The following is a 16940-nucleotide window of genomic DNA, read 5'->3' on the forward strand; positions in this document are numbered from 1 at the left end:
CCGGTCTCTCGGTCGGGCGGGGTCGCCGCCCGTCGCCTCATCGGGAATCCGGGTCCGCTCCGGCGGAGCCCGTGCGCCTGCGGAGCTTCGGCCGGCTCCGGGGCGCGGCCCCGCCGAGCCGCGCGGCGAGCGCGGCGACCGTCGGGGAGTCGAAGAGGGCGGCCACGCTGAGGCTCGCGCCGAAGCGGGTGCGCACCCGGTTGAGCAGACGGGTGGCGAGCAGCGAATGGCCGCCGAGGTCGAAGAAGTTGTCGTGCACGCCGACCCGCGGCGCCTTCAGGACCTCGGCGAACAGGGCGCACAGCGCTTCCTCCCGCTCGTCCCGGGGCGCCACGTAGGCCGTCGCGGACGCGGCCGGGCCGGGGGCCGGCAGCGCCTTCCGGTCGACCTTGCCGTTGGCGGTCAGCGGCAGCCGGTCCAGCGTGACGAAGACGCTCGGCACCATGTGGTCCGGGAGCGTCCGGGCGGCGTGCGCCCGCACGGCGGCCGCGTCCACGTCCGCCGGCACCAGGTAGCCGACCAGCCGTTCGCCGTCCCCGGTGACCGTCGCGTGCGCCACGTCCGGGTGCCCGGTCAGCACCGCCTCGACCTCCGCCGGCTCGATCCGGAAGCCGCGCACCTTCAGCTGCGCGTCCACCCGGCCCTCGAACTCCAGCACCCCGTCGGGCCGGTAGCGGGCCAGGTCGCCGGTGCGGTACATCCGCCCGCCCGCGGGCCCGTACGGATCGGCCACGAACCGCGCGGCCGTCACGTCCGGCTGGTGGGCGTAGCCGCGGGCCAGGCCGGTCCCGGTCACGTACACCTCGCCGGGGACGCCGGGCGGGACCGGCCGCAGCCGCTCGTCGAGGACGTACAGCCCGGTGTTGTCCATGGGGCGGCCGATCGGCACCGTACGGCCCGGGGCCGAGGCGATCGGGTGCCAGGAGGAGATGACGGTGGTCTCCGTGGTGCCCCAGGCGGCCGCGACCGCGGTGTCCGGAGCGAGGGCCGTCAGCTCCGCGACCGACGCCGGCGACACCACGTCGCCGGCCATCCAGACGAGGTCCAGCGCGGCCAGCGCCGGTCCCGCCTCGGCCACCATCAGGTTGAACAGCGCGGAGGTGAAGACCGCGGTGGTGGCCCGCCCCTCGACGATGGTGCGGGCCAGCACCTCGGTGTCCAGCTCGCCCTCGGGCGCGATCACCACCCGGCCGCCGGTGAGCAGCGGCAGCCAGATCTCGTAGACCGACGGGTCGAACGAGGTCGGCGAGTGCATCAACGCGTCGGCCCGCCGCAGCCCCGCCCAGGCGCGGTCGGCGACGAACTCGGCGACGCTGCGGTGCGAGACCACGACCGCCTTGGGCGTGCCCGTCGAACCGCTGGTGAACATCGTGTACGCGGTGCGGTCCGGGTGCGCGACCGTCACGGGCCCGTGCTCCTCCGCGCCGGGGACGGGCGTGAGCACCGTGACCCCGGCCAGGTCGGTGGGCCCGTCGGTGACGAGCAGGCGCGCCCGCATGTGGTCCACCATGTGCTGCCGGCGGGCGAGCGGGGCCGAGCCCGGCAGGGGCAGGCAGCCGCCGCCGGCCTTGGCGACGGCCAGGACCGTCACGAGGTAGTCGATGCCGCGCGGCTGACGCACCGCCACCGGGTCGTCGGGCGCGCAGCCCGCCGCCACCAGCGCGTGCGCCAGGTGGTTGGCGCGCCGGTCGAGGTCCCGGTAGGTGATCGACCGGTCCCCCTCCACCGCCGCGACCGCGTCCGGGGTGGCGGCGGCCTGCCGGGCGAACAGCACGGCGAGGTCCTCGTCGACGACCGGCCGGGCGGTGTCGCGCGGGTCCGCCAGCGCGACCCGCCGCTCGGCTTCGGACAGCAGGTCGAGCCGTCCGATCGGCGCGTCGGGGTCCGCGACCGCCGCGCCCAGGAGCCGTACCAGCCGGTCCGTCAGGGCGGCCACGGTCTCCCGGTCGAACAGGTCCGTGCGGTAGCGGACCTCGCCCGTGATGCCCTCGGGCACCCGGCCCTCGCCGTGGTGCTCGACGAAGCTGAGGTTGAGGTCGAAGTCCACCGGACCGACCCGGATCGCCTCCACCGCCCCCTCGGCCGGGGCCGGCGCCACGTCCACGCCGGACAGCGCGAAGGAGGACTCGGCGTTGTTCTGGAGCACCAGCATGGTCTGGAAGAGCGGGTGCCGGCTCAGCGAGCGGGCCGGGTTGAGCGCGTCGACCACGCGGTCGAAGGGCAGCTCCTGGTGGGCGTAGGCCGCCAGGTCCAGCTCCCGCACCCGCGCCAGCAGTTCGCGGAAGGACGGGTCCCCCGCGGTGTCGGTCCGCAGCACCAGGCTGTTGACGAAGCAGCCGATCAGGTGGTCGAGGCCGTCGTCGCTGCGCCCGGCGACCGTGGTCCCGATCGGGATGTCGGTGCCCGCCCCGAGCCGGGTGTACAGCGCCGCCAGCGCGGCGTGCAGCACCATGAAGAGCGTGGTGTGGGTGGCCCGGGCCAGCTCCTCCAGCCCGGCGTGCAGCGGCGCGGGCAGGGCGACCGGCAGCAGCGCGCCCCGCAGGTCGGAGGAGTCGGGCCGCGGCCGGTCGTAGGGCAGCGCCAGCTCCTGCGGGAGCCCGTCGAGCCGCCCGGTCCAGTAGGCGGAGAGGCGCTTGCCCTCCGGGCCCTCGAGCAGGGCCCGCTGCCACAGCGCGTAGTCGGCGTACTGCACCGGCAGCGGCCGCCACACCGGCGCCTCCCCCCGCACCCGGGCGGCGTACGCCCGGGCGAGGTCCCGGGTCAGCGGGGCCAGCGACCAGCCGTCGCCGGCGATGTGGTGCATCAGCAGCAGCAGCGCGTGCCGGTCGGGACCGGTGGTGAACAGGTGGAGCCGCAGCGCGAGGTCGGTGGTGAGGTCGAAGCGGTGGAGCGCGGCGGCCGTCAGCTCCCGGTCCAGGTCGGCCGGGTCCACGGCGGCGGTCCGCAGCACCTCGTCCGGGTCGGTCTCCGCCGCGATGTGCTGCCGGGGCGCGCCGTCCGTCTCGGGGAAGCGGGTGCGCAGCGTCTCGTGCCGCGCGAGGAGGTCGCCCACCGCCGCGCGCAGCGCGCCGGTGTCCAGGGGGCCGTCGAGGCGCAGCACCAGCGGCCAGCCGAGCCCGTTCCACCGGGACAGGAACCACAGCCGCTGCTGGGCGTACGACAGGGGCAGCGGCGTCGGCCGCACGGCCGGCAGCAGGGGCGGGCGGGCGGGGCCCGCGTCCCGGCCGGAGTCGAGCCGGGCGGCGAGCGCCGCCGCGGTCGGCGCCTCGAACAGGTCCGCGACGCCCAGGTCCGCCCCCAGGTGGGTGCGGATCCGGTTGACCAGGCGGGTGGCGAGGAGCGAGTGGCCGCCGAGGTCGAAGAAGTTGTCGTGGGCGCCGACCCGGGTCCTGCCGAGCAGCTCGCCCATGAGCGCGACGAGGATCTCCTCGGCCGGGGTCCGCGGCGCCGTGTATCCGGCGCCGGTCTCGAAGACGGGCTCCGGTAGGGCCCGCCGGTCGACCTTCCCGTTGCCGGTGAGCGGCAGCGCGTCGAGGACGACGTACGCGCCGGGCACCATGTAGTCGGGCAGCGCCGAGGCGAGCCGGTCCCGCACGGCGGCCGGGTCCGCCCCGGCGCCCTGGGGCACCAGGTAGGCGACGAGCCGGCGTTCGCCGCCGCGGTCCTCGTGGGCGGTGACGAACGCCTGCCCGATCTCGGGCAGGGCGGTGAGCGCGGACTCGACCTCCGCCGGCTCGACCCGGAAGCCGCGGATCTTCACCTGGGCGTCGGCCCGCCCGAGGAAGTCCAGGGTGCCGTCGGCGCGCCACCGGACGACGTCCCCGGTGCGGTACATCCGGCTGCCGGGCGGACCCCACGGAGCGGCGGTGAACCGCTCGGCGGTCAGGCCGGCCTGTCCCGCGTACCCCCGCGACAGGCCCGAGCCGGCGATGTACAGCTCGCCCGGCACCCCGATCGGCACCGGCCGGAGCCGCTCGTCGAGCACGTACAGCCGGGTGTTGTCCATCGCGGTGCCGATCGGCACCCGGGCGGGCACCGCGTCCGCGTCGGACATCGAGAACCGGGTGGAGCAGGTGGTCGTCTCGGTCGGGCCGTACAGGGCCCGGACCGTCAGGCCGGGGTGGCGCTCCAGGAGCCGGGCGACCGCGGCGGGCGGCACCACGTCGCCGCCGGTGAGGACCTCCCGGACGCCCGCGAAGCAGTCCGGGTCCTCCGCGAGGGCCCCGAACAGGCCCGAGGTGAGCCAGATCCGGTCCACCCCGTACGAGGCGACCGCCTCGGCCAGCCCGGCGCCGTCGAGGTTCTCCCCGGGGGCCACCACGACCGTGCCGCCGGTCAGCAGCGGGGTCCAGATCTCGTGCACCGACGCGTCGAAGCCGGTGGCGGAGTGCATCAGCACGGTGCCGCCCGCCCGCCAGAGCCGGTCGCGGACGAACCCGGCGGTGTTCCGGTGCGTCAGGACGACGGCCTTGGGCCTGCCGGTCGAGCCGCTGGTGAACATGACGTACGCCGCCTGGTCCGGGTGCGGGTCCCGGCGGGGCGCCTCGGCGGACTCGCCGTCGCCCGGCGCCAGCACGGTCAGCTCCCCCCACCCGGCGGGCCCGTCGGTGACCAGGAGCGCGGCGCCGGCCTGCTCGGTCATCAGGCGCAGCCGGTCCGCCGGAGCGGCCGGCGGCAGCGGCAGGTACGCGGCGCCGGCCTTGAGGACCGCCAGCATGGAGACGACCAGGTCGGCCGAGCGCCGCTGGAGCAGCGCCACCGGCCGGTCCGGCGCGGCCCCGGCCTCGACCAGGCGGTGTGCCAGGTGGTTGGCGCGCCGGTCGAGTTCGGCGTAGGTGAGGGTGACCGCTCCGGCGACCGCCACGGCGTCCGGGGCGGCCTCGGCCCGCGCGGCGAAGAGCCGGGGGAGCGAGGCGTCCGGCAGCTGCCGTTCCGTGGCGTTCCAGGACCGCAGGACGGTGTCGCGTTCGGCGTCGCCGAGCACGTCGAGGCGGCCCAGCCGCTGGTCGGGGTCGGCGACGACGGCCTCCAGGACGCGGAGGAACCGGTCGGCCAGCGCCCGCACCGTCTCCGGGTCGAACAGCCCGGTGCGGTAGACGATCTCGCCGGCCATCCCGTCGGCGCCGCCGTCCGGGCGGTAGGCGTCGGTGAGGTTCACGAACAGGTCGAGCTGCGCGGCGGACGGAGTCGACCGGACCACCTCGGTGTCCAGGCCGGCCAGGGCGAAGCCGGCGTCCGCGTTGTTCTGCAGCACCAGCATCGTCTGGAACAGCGGGTGGCGCCCGAGCGTCCGGGTCGGGTTGAGCGCCTCGACGAGGCGGTCGAAGGGCAGCTCCTGGTGGCTGAGGGCGGCCACGTCGTCGGACCTGGTGCGCTCCAGGAGCTCCCGGAAGGTCGGGTCGCCCGCCGTGTCGGTGCGCAGCACCAGGTTGTTGACGAAGAATCCGACCAGATCGTCGAGCTGGTCGTCGCCGCGCCCCGCGACCACGGTGCCGATCGGGATGTCGGTGCCCGCCCCGAGCCGGGTGTACAGCGCCGCCAGCGCGGCGTGCAGCACCATGAAGAGCGTCGTCCTGCTCTGCTGCGCCAGGGCCATCAGGCCGGCGTGCAGCGGGGCCGGTATCCGCAGCGGGAGCAGCGCGCCGTCGTGGTCGGTGCCGCTGGGCCGGGGCCGGTCGTAGGGCAGGGCCAGCTCCTCCGGCAGGCCCGCCAGGTAGTCGCGCCAGAAGCCGGTCATCCGCTCCTGGTACGCCGTGCTGAGCAGGTCGCGCTGCCAGAGGGCGTAGTCGGCGTACTGCACCGGCAGCGGCCGCCACGCCGGCGCGCCGCCGGCGGCCCGCGCCGCGTAGGCGGCGGACAGGTCCTGGGCCAGCGGCCGCATCGACCAGCCGTCGCCCGCGATGTGGTGCAGCACCAGCACGAGGACGTGCCGGTCCGGCGCGGTGCGCAGCAGCCGCACCCGCACGGGCACGTCCGCCGTGATGTCGAAGGGCTCACGGCAGGCGGCCCGCACGGCCTCGTCCAGGCCCGCCCCGTCCACGTCCAGCACCCGGATCAGGCCCTCGGCCGGCACGGCGGGCAGGATCCGCTGGTACGGCTGCCCGTCCCGCTCCTCGAAGACGGTCCGCAGCGTCTCGTGCCGCGCCGTCAGGTCCTCGACCGCGGCGGCCAGCGCCGCCCGGTCCAGCGGGCCGGCCAGGCGCAGCACCACGGGGAGGTTGTACGTCCAGCCGAGCGGGTCCATGCGGTTCACGAACCACAGGCGCTGCTGGGCCCAGGACAGCGGGACGCGGTCCGGCCGCGCGACCGCGGCCAGGGCCGGGGCCTCCTGTCCGGCGGTGGCGGCGAGGGTGGCCGCGAGACCGGCGACGGTGGGCGTGGCGAACAGCGCGTCGATTTCGAGCCGGACGCCGAAGGCGCCCCGGATCCGGTTGAGCAGCCGGGTGGCGAGCAGCGAGTGGCCGCCGAGGTCGAAGAAGTCGTCGTCGATGCCGATCGACGGCCGGTCCAGCAGCTCGGCGGCGAACTCGCAGAGCAGCTTCTCCCGGGCGTCGCGCGGTGCCCGGCCGGACGCGTGGCCCCGGAAGTCGGGCGCGGGCAGCGCCCGGCGGTCCAGCTTGCCGCTGGCGGTGAGGGGCAGCGCGTCGAGCACCACGAACGCGGAGGGCACCAGGGAGGACGGCAGGTGCTCCCTGGCCCAGTCGCGCAGCGCCGCGACCAGCAGTCCGCGGCGGCGGGTGGCGATCGGGTCGTTGGTGAGGGGGCCGGAGCGGGCGGCACCGGGAGCGAGGTACACCCCGCCCAGGGCCCGCGGGCCGTCGGCGGCCGGGAAGAGCACGTCCAGCAGGTCCGGGCCGTCCGCCGACCAGGTGACCACGGCGGTGCGTCCGTGCGCCGCGGCGAGGACGTGCCAGTCCTCGGGGTCGACCTGGTCGCCCGGCCCGGCGAGCGCGGCGCGGACCGAGTCCAGGGGCGCGTCGGCGTGGACCGCCCTGGCGGCGGCGACCTCGCCGGCGACCCGGGCGTTGCGCACCCCGGTGAGCCGCAGCGCGGTGCCGTCGGCCAGCCGCGCGGCCAGCTCGCCGGCGTCCCGGACGTCTCGCCCCCAGCGCAGCACCGGCGCCGCCGACAGGTCCTGCGCGCCGGTGCCCGCCTTGTGCAGCACCACGTCGTAGCGGTGCTTGGTCAGCTCGTTGTGGTCGGCCCCCGGCTTGAGCCGCACGTCGACCGCGCCGGCGCCGACCGTGCCGAAGAACGCCGGGTCGACCAGGAGCTCCTTCTCCAGGGCCACCGTCTGCTCGACCTCGCGGCGCAGCACCCCGGGACCCGGGTCGCGGTCGAGCTGCGCAAGCCGGACGCCGGTCCACATGGCGTCCACCAGCGGCAGGCACCGCACGTCGCCGACGAACAGCCGGCCGCCCGGCCGGAGCAGGTCCAGCAGCCCGGCCAGCACGTCCCGGAGGTACTCCTCGTGCGGGAAGTACTGCACGACCGAGTTGACGACGATCGTGTCGAAGTGGTCCCGCGGCAGTCCGGCGGTCACGTCGGCCGCCTGCACGCGCAGGGTGACCCTGGCGGCGGTGTCCGGCTCGCCGGCGAGCCGGTCGCGGAGCCCCTCGATCGCGGAGGCCGAGTAGTCGGTGCCCCAGTACTCCTCCACCCCGCCGACCAGCCGCGTCAGGATCAGGCCCGATCCGACGCCCACCTCCAGGACGCGGCGGGGCGCGAAGTCCCGGACCCGGGAGACGATCGCCTCGCGCCAGCGGGCCATCTGCTCGACGGGGATCCCCTCGCCGGTGTAGGTGGAGTTCCAGCCGGAGAAGTCGGATCCGAAGGCCGTCCGGTCGGACCGGTCGTAGAACGACTCGTAGATCTGCTGCCACTCGTCGACGTGCCGTTCGGCGTTGCCGTCGTCCCCGGCCGGCGTCCGGCCGGGGACGACGTAGCCGGCCAGCCGCTTCTCGCCGAGCCGGTCCTCGTGCACCAGGACCCGGGCCTGCTCCACCGCCGGGTGCCGGGCGAGGACCGCCTCGATCTCGCCCGGTTCGATCCGCAGGCCGCGGATCTTGACCTGGTCGTCGGCCCGGCCGCAGTAGGCCAGCTGCCCGTCCGGCAGCCGCCGCACCAGGTCGCCGGTGCGGTACATGCGGCTGCCCGGCGCCCCGAAGGGGTCGGCGACGTAGCGCTGCGCGGTGAGCCCGGCGCGGGCCACGTACCCCCGGGTGACGCCCCCGCCCCCGCTGTACAGCTCGCCGATCTCGCCGTCGGGCGTCGGGCGCAGCCGGTCGTCCAGCACGTACAGGCGGCTGTCGCCCGCCCGGGAGCCGATCGGCGGCGCGTCCGGCCCGGGCACCAGCGGCGCCGACAGGGTGATCGCCATGGTGGTCTCGGTGGGGCCGTAGCCGTTGACCATCCTGCGGCCCCGGCCCCAGACGTCCACCAGCCGCGCGCCGCAGGCCTCGCCGCCGACCATCAGCGCCCGCAGCGCGGGCAGTTCGGTCCTCGGCACGGTCGCGAGCACCGACGGCGGCAGGAACGCGTGGGTGATCCCGTGGTCCCCGAGGAACGCGGCCACGTCCTCGCCGGCCAGCGTCTCGGGGGAGACCACCAGGGTGCCGCCCGGCGCGAAGGCCATCAGCACCTCGATGACCATGGCGTCGAAGCTGGGCGAGGCGAGCTGGGACACCACCCCGTCCGGCCCCGCCGCCATCCGGTCCGCCAGGTCGGCGGCGAACGGCGCGAGCCCCCGGTGCGGCACCGCGACGCCCTTGGGCCTGCCCGTCGACCCCGACGTGTAGATGACGTACGCCAGGGACAGCGGACGGTCCACCGGGTCCGGCGCGGTCGCCGGCGCCGAGGCCGCCTCGGCCAGCAGCTCCGGCAGCGGCCACTGGGCGGTGCCCGGGGTGTCCGGCAGCCCCGGCGGCACGGCCCCGGTGGTGAGCAGGGCGCGGGGAGCGCTGTCGGCGCACATGAAGGCGATGCGCTCGGCCGGGTGGTGGACGTCGACCGGCAGGAACGCGCCGCCCGCCTTCCCGACCGCCAGCATGGCCACGATCAGCTCCGCCGAGCGGGGCAGGGCCAGCGCCACGACGTCCTCGGCGCCGACGCCCCGGGCGCGCAGCACGCGGGCCAGGCGGTTGGCGCGGGCGTCCAGTTCGGCGTAGCTCAGCTCGACCCCGCCGCAGCGCAGGGCCGGCGCGTCACCGCGCCGTGCCGCGTGCCGGGCCACCAGCCCGTGCAGGGACGCGCTCGCGTCGGTATCGGCTGACGGCAGGTGCTCCGGCGAAAACGGCATCGCGGCTCTCCATGTTCCTTCTGTGCCGGTGGTCCCGTGCGGGCTGGCTCATGATGGGCGGACGAAAAGATGTGCGACAACCCCTAGACGGGGCCGCCAAAACCCCTGGGGACAAGGCCTTTCGCCCCCCGGTCACCCTCCCGCCGGACGGCGCCGACCTATCGTGTGCGGCCGACGACCGTCGCTGTCTCGCAGGCGCAGGAGGATCCGTGTTCCCGTTGTCTTTCGCGCAGCAACGCCTGTGGTTTCTCAACCGTCTCGACACCACGGCGTGGACCTACAACCTGCCGCTCGCCCTCCGGCTGGAGGGGCCGCTCGACACCGCGGCCCTGCGCTCCGCCCTGGGCGACCTGGTCGCACGGCACGAGAGCCTGCGCACCGTCTTCCCCGAGGTCGACGGCGAACCCCGCCAGCGGGTCCGCCCCGCCGTGGACCCCGCCGAGTTCCTCACCGAGACGGACGTGGCCGCCGACGCGCTGCCCGCCACCCTGGACCGGCTGGCCCGGCACGCCTTCGACCTGACGGCGGACCTGCCGCTGAAGGCGTGGCTGCTGCGCACCGGTCCCGAGGACCACACCCTGTACTTGGTGCTCCACCACATCGTGGGCGACGGCTGGTCGATGGCGCTGCTCGGCCGCGACCTGGGCACCGCCTACGCGGCCCGCCGGGCCGGCGCCGCCCCCGCCTGGGAGCCGCTGCCCGTCCAGTACGCCGACTACGCGCTCTGGCAGCGCGAGCTCCTGGAGGGCCCGGACGGCGCGGACCTCCTCGACCACTGGACGGACCGGCTGGCCGGCCTGCCCGACGAGCTGCCGCTGCCCCTGGACCGGCCCCGCCCGGACGTCTCCGGCGACGAAGGCGCCGAGGTCCGCCTCGACCTGCCGGCCGAGCTGCACGCCCGCCTGCTGCGGCTCGCGCGCGAGGCCGACGCCTCGCTGTTCATGGTCGTGCACGCCGCCCTCGGCGCCCTGCTCACCCGGCTCGGCGCCGGCACCGACATCCCCCTCGGCACCATGGACGCGGGCCGCGCCGAGGAGGACCTGGAGGACCTCATCGGGTTCTTCGTGAACACGCTGGTGCTGCGCCTGGACACCTCCGGCGACCCGACCTTCCGGCAGCTGCTCGCCCGGGCCAGGGAGACCGACCTCGCCGCCCTCGCCCACCCCGAACTGCCCTTCGACCGGCTGGTCGAGGCCCTCAACCCGAGCCGCGCGCTCAACCGGCACCCGCTCTTCCAGGTCGCCCTCGTCCTCCAGAACAACGCCGCCGCCCGGTACGCCCTGGACGGCCTGACCGTGACCGAACTGCGCAACCGGACCATCGCGGCCCACTTCGACCTCTCGGTCGCCTTCACCGACCGCTGCGCCCCGGACGGCACCCCCCTGGAGCTGTCCCTCCAGCTCGTCCACCGCACCGAACTCTTCGACCGCGCCACGGCCACCGCCTTCGCCCACCGCCTGGTGCGACTGCTCGAAGCGGTGGCGGACGACCCGGACCGGCACCTGGGCGACCTCGACCTCCTCGACGCCCGCGAACGCGCCACCGTGCTCCACGGCTGGAACGGCACCGCCCGCCCCGCACCGGCCACCGGACTCGCCCGGGCCTTCTCCCTGCAGGCCGCCAGGACCCCCGCCGCCCCCGCCGTCTCCGACCGGCACGGAACGCTCACCTACGCCGAACTGGACCGGCGCGGCGACCTGCTGGCCGGCCGCCTGCGCCGGCTCGGCGTCACGGCGGAGACCCGCGTCGGCATCCTCCAGCAGCGCTCCGCCGACCTCCTCGTGTCGATGCTCGCGGTCCTCAAGGCCGGCGGCTGCTTCGTGCCCCTGCCGCTGACCGCGCCCACCGAACGGCTGCGCGACATCCTGGCCGGCTCCGGAGCGGAACTCCTGCTGGTCGACGAGGCCCTGCGCGACCACGAGGCCGCGACCGGCGCCGGACCGCGGACCCTGGACGTGACCGGCTTCGAGGCCACCGCGGACGACCGCGCCGCCGTGCCGGACGGCGACGCCCACCCCGACCAGGCCGCGTACATCATGTACACCTCCGGCTCGACCGGCGCGCCCAAGGGCGTCGTCACCACCCAGGCCGGTGTGCTCGCCTTCGCCCGCGACCGCTGCTGGCAGGACGAGCGGCCCCGCCGCGCACTGCTCCACTCGCCGCACGCCTTCGACGCGTCGACCTGCGAGATCTGGGTGCCGCTGCTGTCCGGCGGCGAGGTCGTCGTGGCTCCCCCCGGCGAGGTCGACGGCGCCGTCGTGCGGGCCGCGGGCCTCACCGACGTGCTGCTGGTCTCCGGCCTCTTCCAGGTCGTCGCAGAGGAGGACCCGGACTGCTTCGCGGGGCTCCGCGAGGTGATGACCGGCGGCGACGTCATCAGCCCCGCCGCCGTCCGCGCCGTCCTGCGCCGCCACCCCGGCCTGCGCGTCCGCGCCACGTACGGCCCCACCGAACTCACCATGTGCTCGGTGCAGATGCCCCTCCACGACCCCGACCTGGTGCCCGACAGCGTGCCGATGGGCCGGCCGATGGACGACACCGCCGTCTACCTCCTCGACGAGCGGCTGCGGCCGGTGCCGGTCGGCGTCGTCGGCGAACTGTACGGCGCCGGCGCCGGCCTGGCGCGCGGCTACGCGGGCCGCGCCGGACTGACCGCCGAACGCTTCGTCGCCGACCCCTTCGGCCCGCCCGGCACCCGGATGTACCGCACCGGCGACCTCGCCCGCTGGCGCGCCGACGGCACCCTCGAATTCGCCGGCCGGGCCGACACCCAGGTGAAGATCCGCGGCTTCCGCGTCGAACCCGGCGAGGTGGAGAGCGCCCTGCTCCGCCACCCGCACGTGGCCCAGGCCCACGTGCACGCCCGCGAGGACCGGCCCGGCGACAAGCGCCTCGTCGGCTACCTGGTGCCCGCCGTGGCCACGCCGGACCTGGCCGGGATCCGCGCCGCCGCCGCCTCGCTCCTCCCGCCGTACATGGTCCCCTCCGCCCTCGTCCCGCTCGCCCAGCTGCCGCTCACCCCGAACGGAAAGATCGACCGCAAGCTGCTGCCGGCCCCTGAGGAGACCGGCCCCGGCACGGAGCACGTGGCCCCCCGCGACGATCGCGAACGCGCCCTGTGCGCCCTCTTCGCGGAGGTCCTGGGCGTCCCGGAGGTCGGCGTCCACGACGGCTTCTTCGCGCTCGGCGGCCACTCGCTGCTCGCGATCCGGCTGGTCAACCGCGTCCGCGCCGCCCTCGGCGCGGACCTCGGCGTGGCGACCCTCTTCCGGGCGCCCACCGTCGCCGAACTCGCCCCCCGGCTCCGCGAACCGGCCGCCGGCGCACGGATCCCCGCCGTCCCGAGGACCGGACCGCTCCCGCTGTCGCACCAGCAGGAGGGCCTGTGGTTCCTCCACCAGCTCGACCCCGCCTCCCCGGTCTACAACGTGCCGCTCGCGCTCCGCCTGACCGGCGACCTCGACGCCGGCCGGCTCTCCCGCGCCCTGGGCCGGCTGACCGCCCGCCACGAGAGCCTGCGCACCCGCTTCGTCGCCGTGGACGGCACCCCGGTCCAGATCGCCGACCCCCCGCCGGCGACCCTGCCGCTGACGGTGACCCCGATCCACCCGGACCGGGTGCCGCAGGCCCTCGCCGAGGCCGCCACCCGCCCCTTCGACCTGGCCGCGGACCCGCTGCTGCGCGCCGAACTGCTGCGGCTCGGCCCCGCCGAGCACGTGCTGGTGCTCTGCACCCACCACATCGTCGCCGACGGGTGGTCGGCGGGCGTCCTCCTCGACGAGCTCTCCACCCTCTACACCGACCCCGACGCCGTCCTCCCGGACCTCGGCGTCCAGCCGGCCGACCACGCCGTCTGGCAGCGCGCCCGGCTCGCCGACGACGTCCTGGACAAACAGCTCGGCTACTGGCGCGAACGGCTCCACGCCCTGCCACAGCTGGACTTCCCCACCGACCGCCCGCGCGGCACCGCCTCCGGACACCCCGGCGCCACCGTGGAACTCCGGCTCCACGACGGCCTCGGCGCCTCCCTGCGCGGCCTGGCCGACGCCGAACGCGGCTCGCTGCTGTCCGTGGTGATGGCCGGCTTCCTGCTGGTGCTCTCCCGGCACACCGGACAGGACGACATCGGCATCGGCTCGGTACTCTACGGCCGCGACCGGCCCGAACTGGAGCCGCTGGTCGGCTACTTCGCCCACACCGTCGTGCTCCGCGCCGACCTCGCCGGCAACCCCACCTTCCGGGAGCTGGTGCGCCGCTGCGAACTCGCCGTGCGCGGGGCCACCGAACACCAGGACCTCCCCTTCGGCACCCTGGTCGAGCGGCTCCGCCCGGCCCGCGAACCCGGCCGCAACCCGCTCTTCCAGATCAGCCTCACCCTGCACGCCGACGAGACCTCCGCCGCCGCGCCCGCCTTCGGCCCCGTCACCGCCGAACCGCTGCCGGTGGCCGGCTCGGTCGCCCGCTTCGACCTCGCCGCGCACGCCACCGTCACCGCCGACGGCGGACTGCGCCTCCAGGCCGAGTACGCCACCGACCTGTTCGACGAGGACCGGATGACCCGCCTGCTGGAACACCTGGGCCGCGTCCTGGCCCGCGCGGCGGCCGAACCGGACGCCACGGTGGGCGCCTTCGTCCTGCCAGGACCGGACGAGGCGGCGCTCCTGCGCCGGTGGAGCGCCGCCCGGAGCGAACTGCCGTCCGACGACTCCCTCTGGGACCTCTTCGCCGCCCAGGTCCGCCGACGCCCCGACGCGGTGGCGGTGGTCGCCGGCGAGGAACGGACCACCTACGCCCAACTGGCCCGGCGCGCCGAGCGGCTGGCCGCCCGGCTGGCCGCGCGCGGCGTCACCCGGGGCGGCCTCGTCGGCCTGTGCGCCCGCCGGGACACCGACCTCGTCGTCGGGATCCTCGGCATCCTGCGGGCCGGCGCCGCCTACGTACCGCTCGACCCCGACTATCCGGCCCAGCGGCTCTCCTACATGGCCGCCGACGCGGGCCTGTCGGTGGTGGTCGCCCCACAGGGCCTCGACGTGCCCGGGACCGTGCTGCTCCTGGACGCCGACACCGACGGGGACCTCCCGGTGCCGGAGGCGACCGCGACCGGCGCCGACCTGGCCTACCTCATCTACACCTCCGGCTCGACCGGTGAGCCCAAGGCGGTCGCCGTCCCGCACGGACAGGTCGTCCGGCTGCTGCGGGCCACCGCGGACCTGTACCGCTTCGACGAGCGGGACGTGTGGACGCTGTTCCACTCGTTCGCCTTCGACTTCTCCGTCTGGGAGCTGTGGGGCGCGCTCGTCCACGGCGGCCGGCTGGTCGTGGTGCCGTTCTGGCAGACCCGCTCGCCCGAGGACTTCCACCGCCTGCTCGTCCGGGAGGGGGTCACGGTGCTGAACCAGACCCCGGCCGCCTTCCGGCAGCTGGTCGCCGCCGACGAGGAGCGCGGAGAGGCCCTCTCCCTGCGGTACGTGATCTTCGGCGGCGACGCGCTGGACGCCGACTCCGTACGACGCTGGTTCGACCGGCACGGCGAGGACCGCCCCCGGCTCGTCAACATGTACGGCATCACCGAGACCACCGTCCACGTCACCCACTGCCCGCTCACCCGCGAGCTGCTGCGCGAGAACGCGAGCCCCATCGGCGAGCCGATCCCCGACCTGTCGCTGTGGGTCGTCGACCGCGCCGGACAGCCGGCGCCCATCGGCGTCCCGGGCGAACTCCTCGTCGGCGGCGCCGGACTGGCCTGGGGCTATCTGCACCGGCCCGGCCTGAGCGCCCGGCGGTTCGTCGCCGACGGCTTCGGCGGCCCGCCCGGCGCCCGGCTCTACCGCTCCGGCGACCTCGCCCGGCGCCGCGCCGACGGCGGCCTGGAGTACCTGGGCCGCATCGACCACCAGGTCAAGATCCGCGGCTACCGGATCGAACTCGGCGAGATCGAGGCCGTGCTCGCCGCGCACCCCCGCGTCGACCACGCGTGCGCGGCCGTCCGCGACGACCGGCTCGTCGGCTACGTCGTCCCCGCCACGCCCGGCGCGCCCGTCGACCTCGGGGAGCTGCGCGCCCACCTGGCGGCCCGCCTGCCCGACTACATGGTGCCCGCCGTGCTCGTGCCCGTGGAGAGCATCGCGCTGACCGCCAACGGCAAGGTGGACCGGGCCGCGCTGCCCGCGCCGGAACCGGGCCCCGCCGGCGGGGCCGTCGCCCCGCGCGACGCCACCGAACGCGCGGTCGCCCGCGTCTGGGCCGCCCTGCTGGGCACCGACCGGATCGGCGTCCACGACAGCTTCTTCGACCTGGGCGGCACCTCGCTCGACCTGACCCGGCTGCGCGCCGAGATCCGCCGGGAGTTCGGCGCCGACCTCGACGTGCGCGACCTGTACGCGGCACCGACCGTGGAGAGGACCGCCATGCTGCTCGACCCGTCCCACCGGAAGCGGAGCCTGCCCTCGCCGCTGGTGCCCGTCAAGGCCACCGGCACCCGGCCGCCGCTCTTCCTCGTCCACGCCGTCGGCGGATCCGTGGTGCCGTACCTGCCGCTGGCCCGCCTCGTCCACCCCGAGCAGCCGCTCTACGGCCTGGAGGACCCCGGACTCGACGGCGGCCCGCTCACCGCCTCGCTCACCGACCTCGCCGAGCGGTACGCCGACGCGGTCCGCGCCGTCCAGCCGCACGGCCCCTACCACCTCGGCGGCTGGTCCCTCGGCGGCCTGGTGGCCGCCGAGATGGCCCGTCTGCTGACCGCCGCGGGCGAGGAGGTCGCGGTGGTCGTCATGCTCGACACCGGCATGCCGCCGTACCTCGGCGAGGAGCAGCCGGACCGGGCCGCACTCCTCGGCGGCTTCGTCCACGACCTCGCCGGCCTGGCCGGGGCCCCGGCGCCCCGGTACGACGAGGCCGCGCTGCGCGGTCTGGCCCCGGACCGCCAGGACGAGGCGCTGCTGGACCTCCTGGAGGGCGCGGGCCTCGTCCCGGAAGGCATCCGCGACGACCTGCGGGACCGGATGCGGGTCTTCGAGGCCAACACCCGCGCCCTGCTGCGGCACCGGCCGGGCCCGGTCGACGCGCGCCTGGTGCTGCTGTCCGCGAGCCGGCAGCCGCGCCGGCCCGCCACCCGCCCCTGGCGCGTCCTCGCCCGCGGCGGCTTCGAACTCCACACCGTCCCCGGCGACCACCACTCGATGATGCGGCAGCCGCACCTGACCGCCCTGGCGGAGAGCCTGCAAGGCGTGCTGGACCGGCTGGGCCGGCTGGGCCGGCCGTGAGACGCCGCCGGGGGCCGGGTCGCGAGGACGCCTCGTGACCCGGCCCCCGGCGGCGGCCGCCGCGCGCGGCCGGGCACACGGGAACGGCGGGAGCGGATCATCCGCTCCCGCCGTTCCCGTGCGCACCGGTGGTCAGGACCGGTCGGGGGCCCCTTCCGCCGCCCGCGCGAGCTGCTCGGCGAAGTCCGCCAGCACGGGGTGTTCGAGCAGCACCCGGACCCGGACCGAGACGCCGAGGCGCCGGCGGACCGCGGCCACCACCTCCATGGCGGCCAGCGACTGGCCGCCCAGGGCGAAGAAGTCGTCGTCGTCCGCGACCGGGACGCCCAGGACCTCCTGCCAGATCTCGGCGATTGCGGTGGTTCCCATCGTCGATCAGC

At 76.1% G+C, this 16940-nt stretch carries 3 protein-coding genes; 1 reads left to right on the plus strand and 2 read right to left on the minus strand.

From position 1 onward, the window contains the following. Positions 1 to 37 precede the first annotated feature (37 nt). Positions 38 to 9298, minus strand: a complete 9261-nt coding sequence (locus ACFW6A_RS20585) for an amino acid adenylation domain-containing protein (RefSeq protein WP_386641802.1) — start codon at positions 9296 to 9298, stop codon at positions 38 to 40. 209 nt (positions 9299 to 9507) lie between these two features. Between ACFW6A_RS20585 and ACFW6A_RS20590 the strand changes: the two genes are divergently transcribed. Beyond that, positions 9508 to 16560: an amino acid adenylation domain-containing protein gene (locus ACFW6A_RS20590; protein WP_386641805.1), complete on the plus strand. Its 7053-nt coding sequence runs from the start codon at positions 9508 to 9510 to the stop codon at positions 16558 to 16560. 132 nt (positions 16561 to 16692) lie between these two features. On the opposite strand, the gene ACFW6A_RS20595 is transcribed toward ACFW6A_RS20590, so the two are convergent. Further along, positions 16693 to 16929: a phosphopantetheine-binding protein gene (locus ACFW6A_RS20595; protein WP_351845688.1), complete on the minus strand. Its 237-nt coding sequence runs from the start codon at positions 16927 to 16929 to the stop codon at positions 16693 to 16695. Positions 16930 to 16940: the final 11 nt, after the last annotated feature.

Source organism: Streptomyces sp. NPDC058758, from assembly GCF_042746075.1.
Taxonomy (GTDB): Bacteria; Actinomycetota; Actinomycetes; order Streptomycetales; family Streptomycetaceae; genus Streptomyces.

Bases quoted from the DNA above. Each gene is read 5' to 3' on its own strand.
- ACFW6A_RS20585 (WP_386641802.1), bottom strand. From the start codon at position 9,298: ATGCCGTTTTCGCCGGAGCACCTGCCGTCAGCCGATACCGACGCGAGC.
- ACFW6A_RS20595 (WP_351845688.1), bottom strand. From the start codon at position 16,929: ATGGGAACCACCGCAATCGCCGAGATCTGGCAGGAGGTCCTGGGCGTC.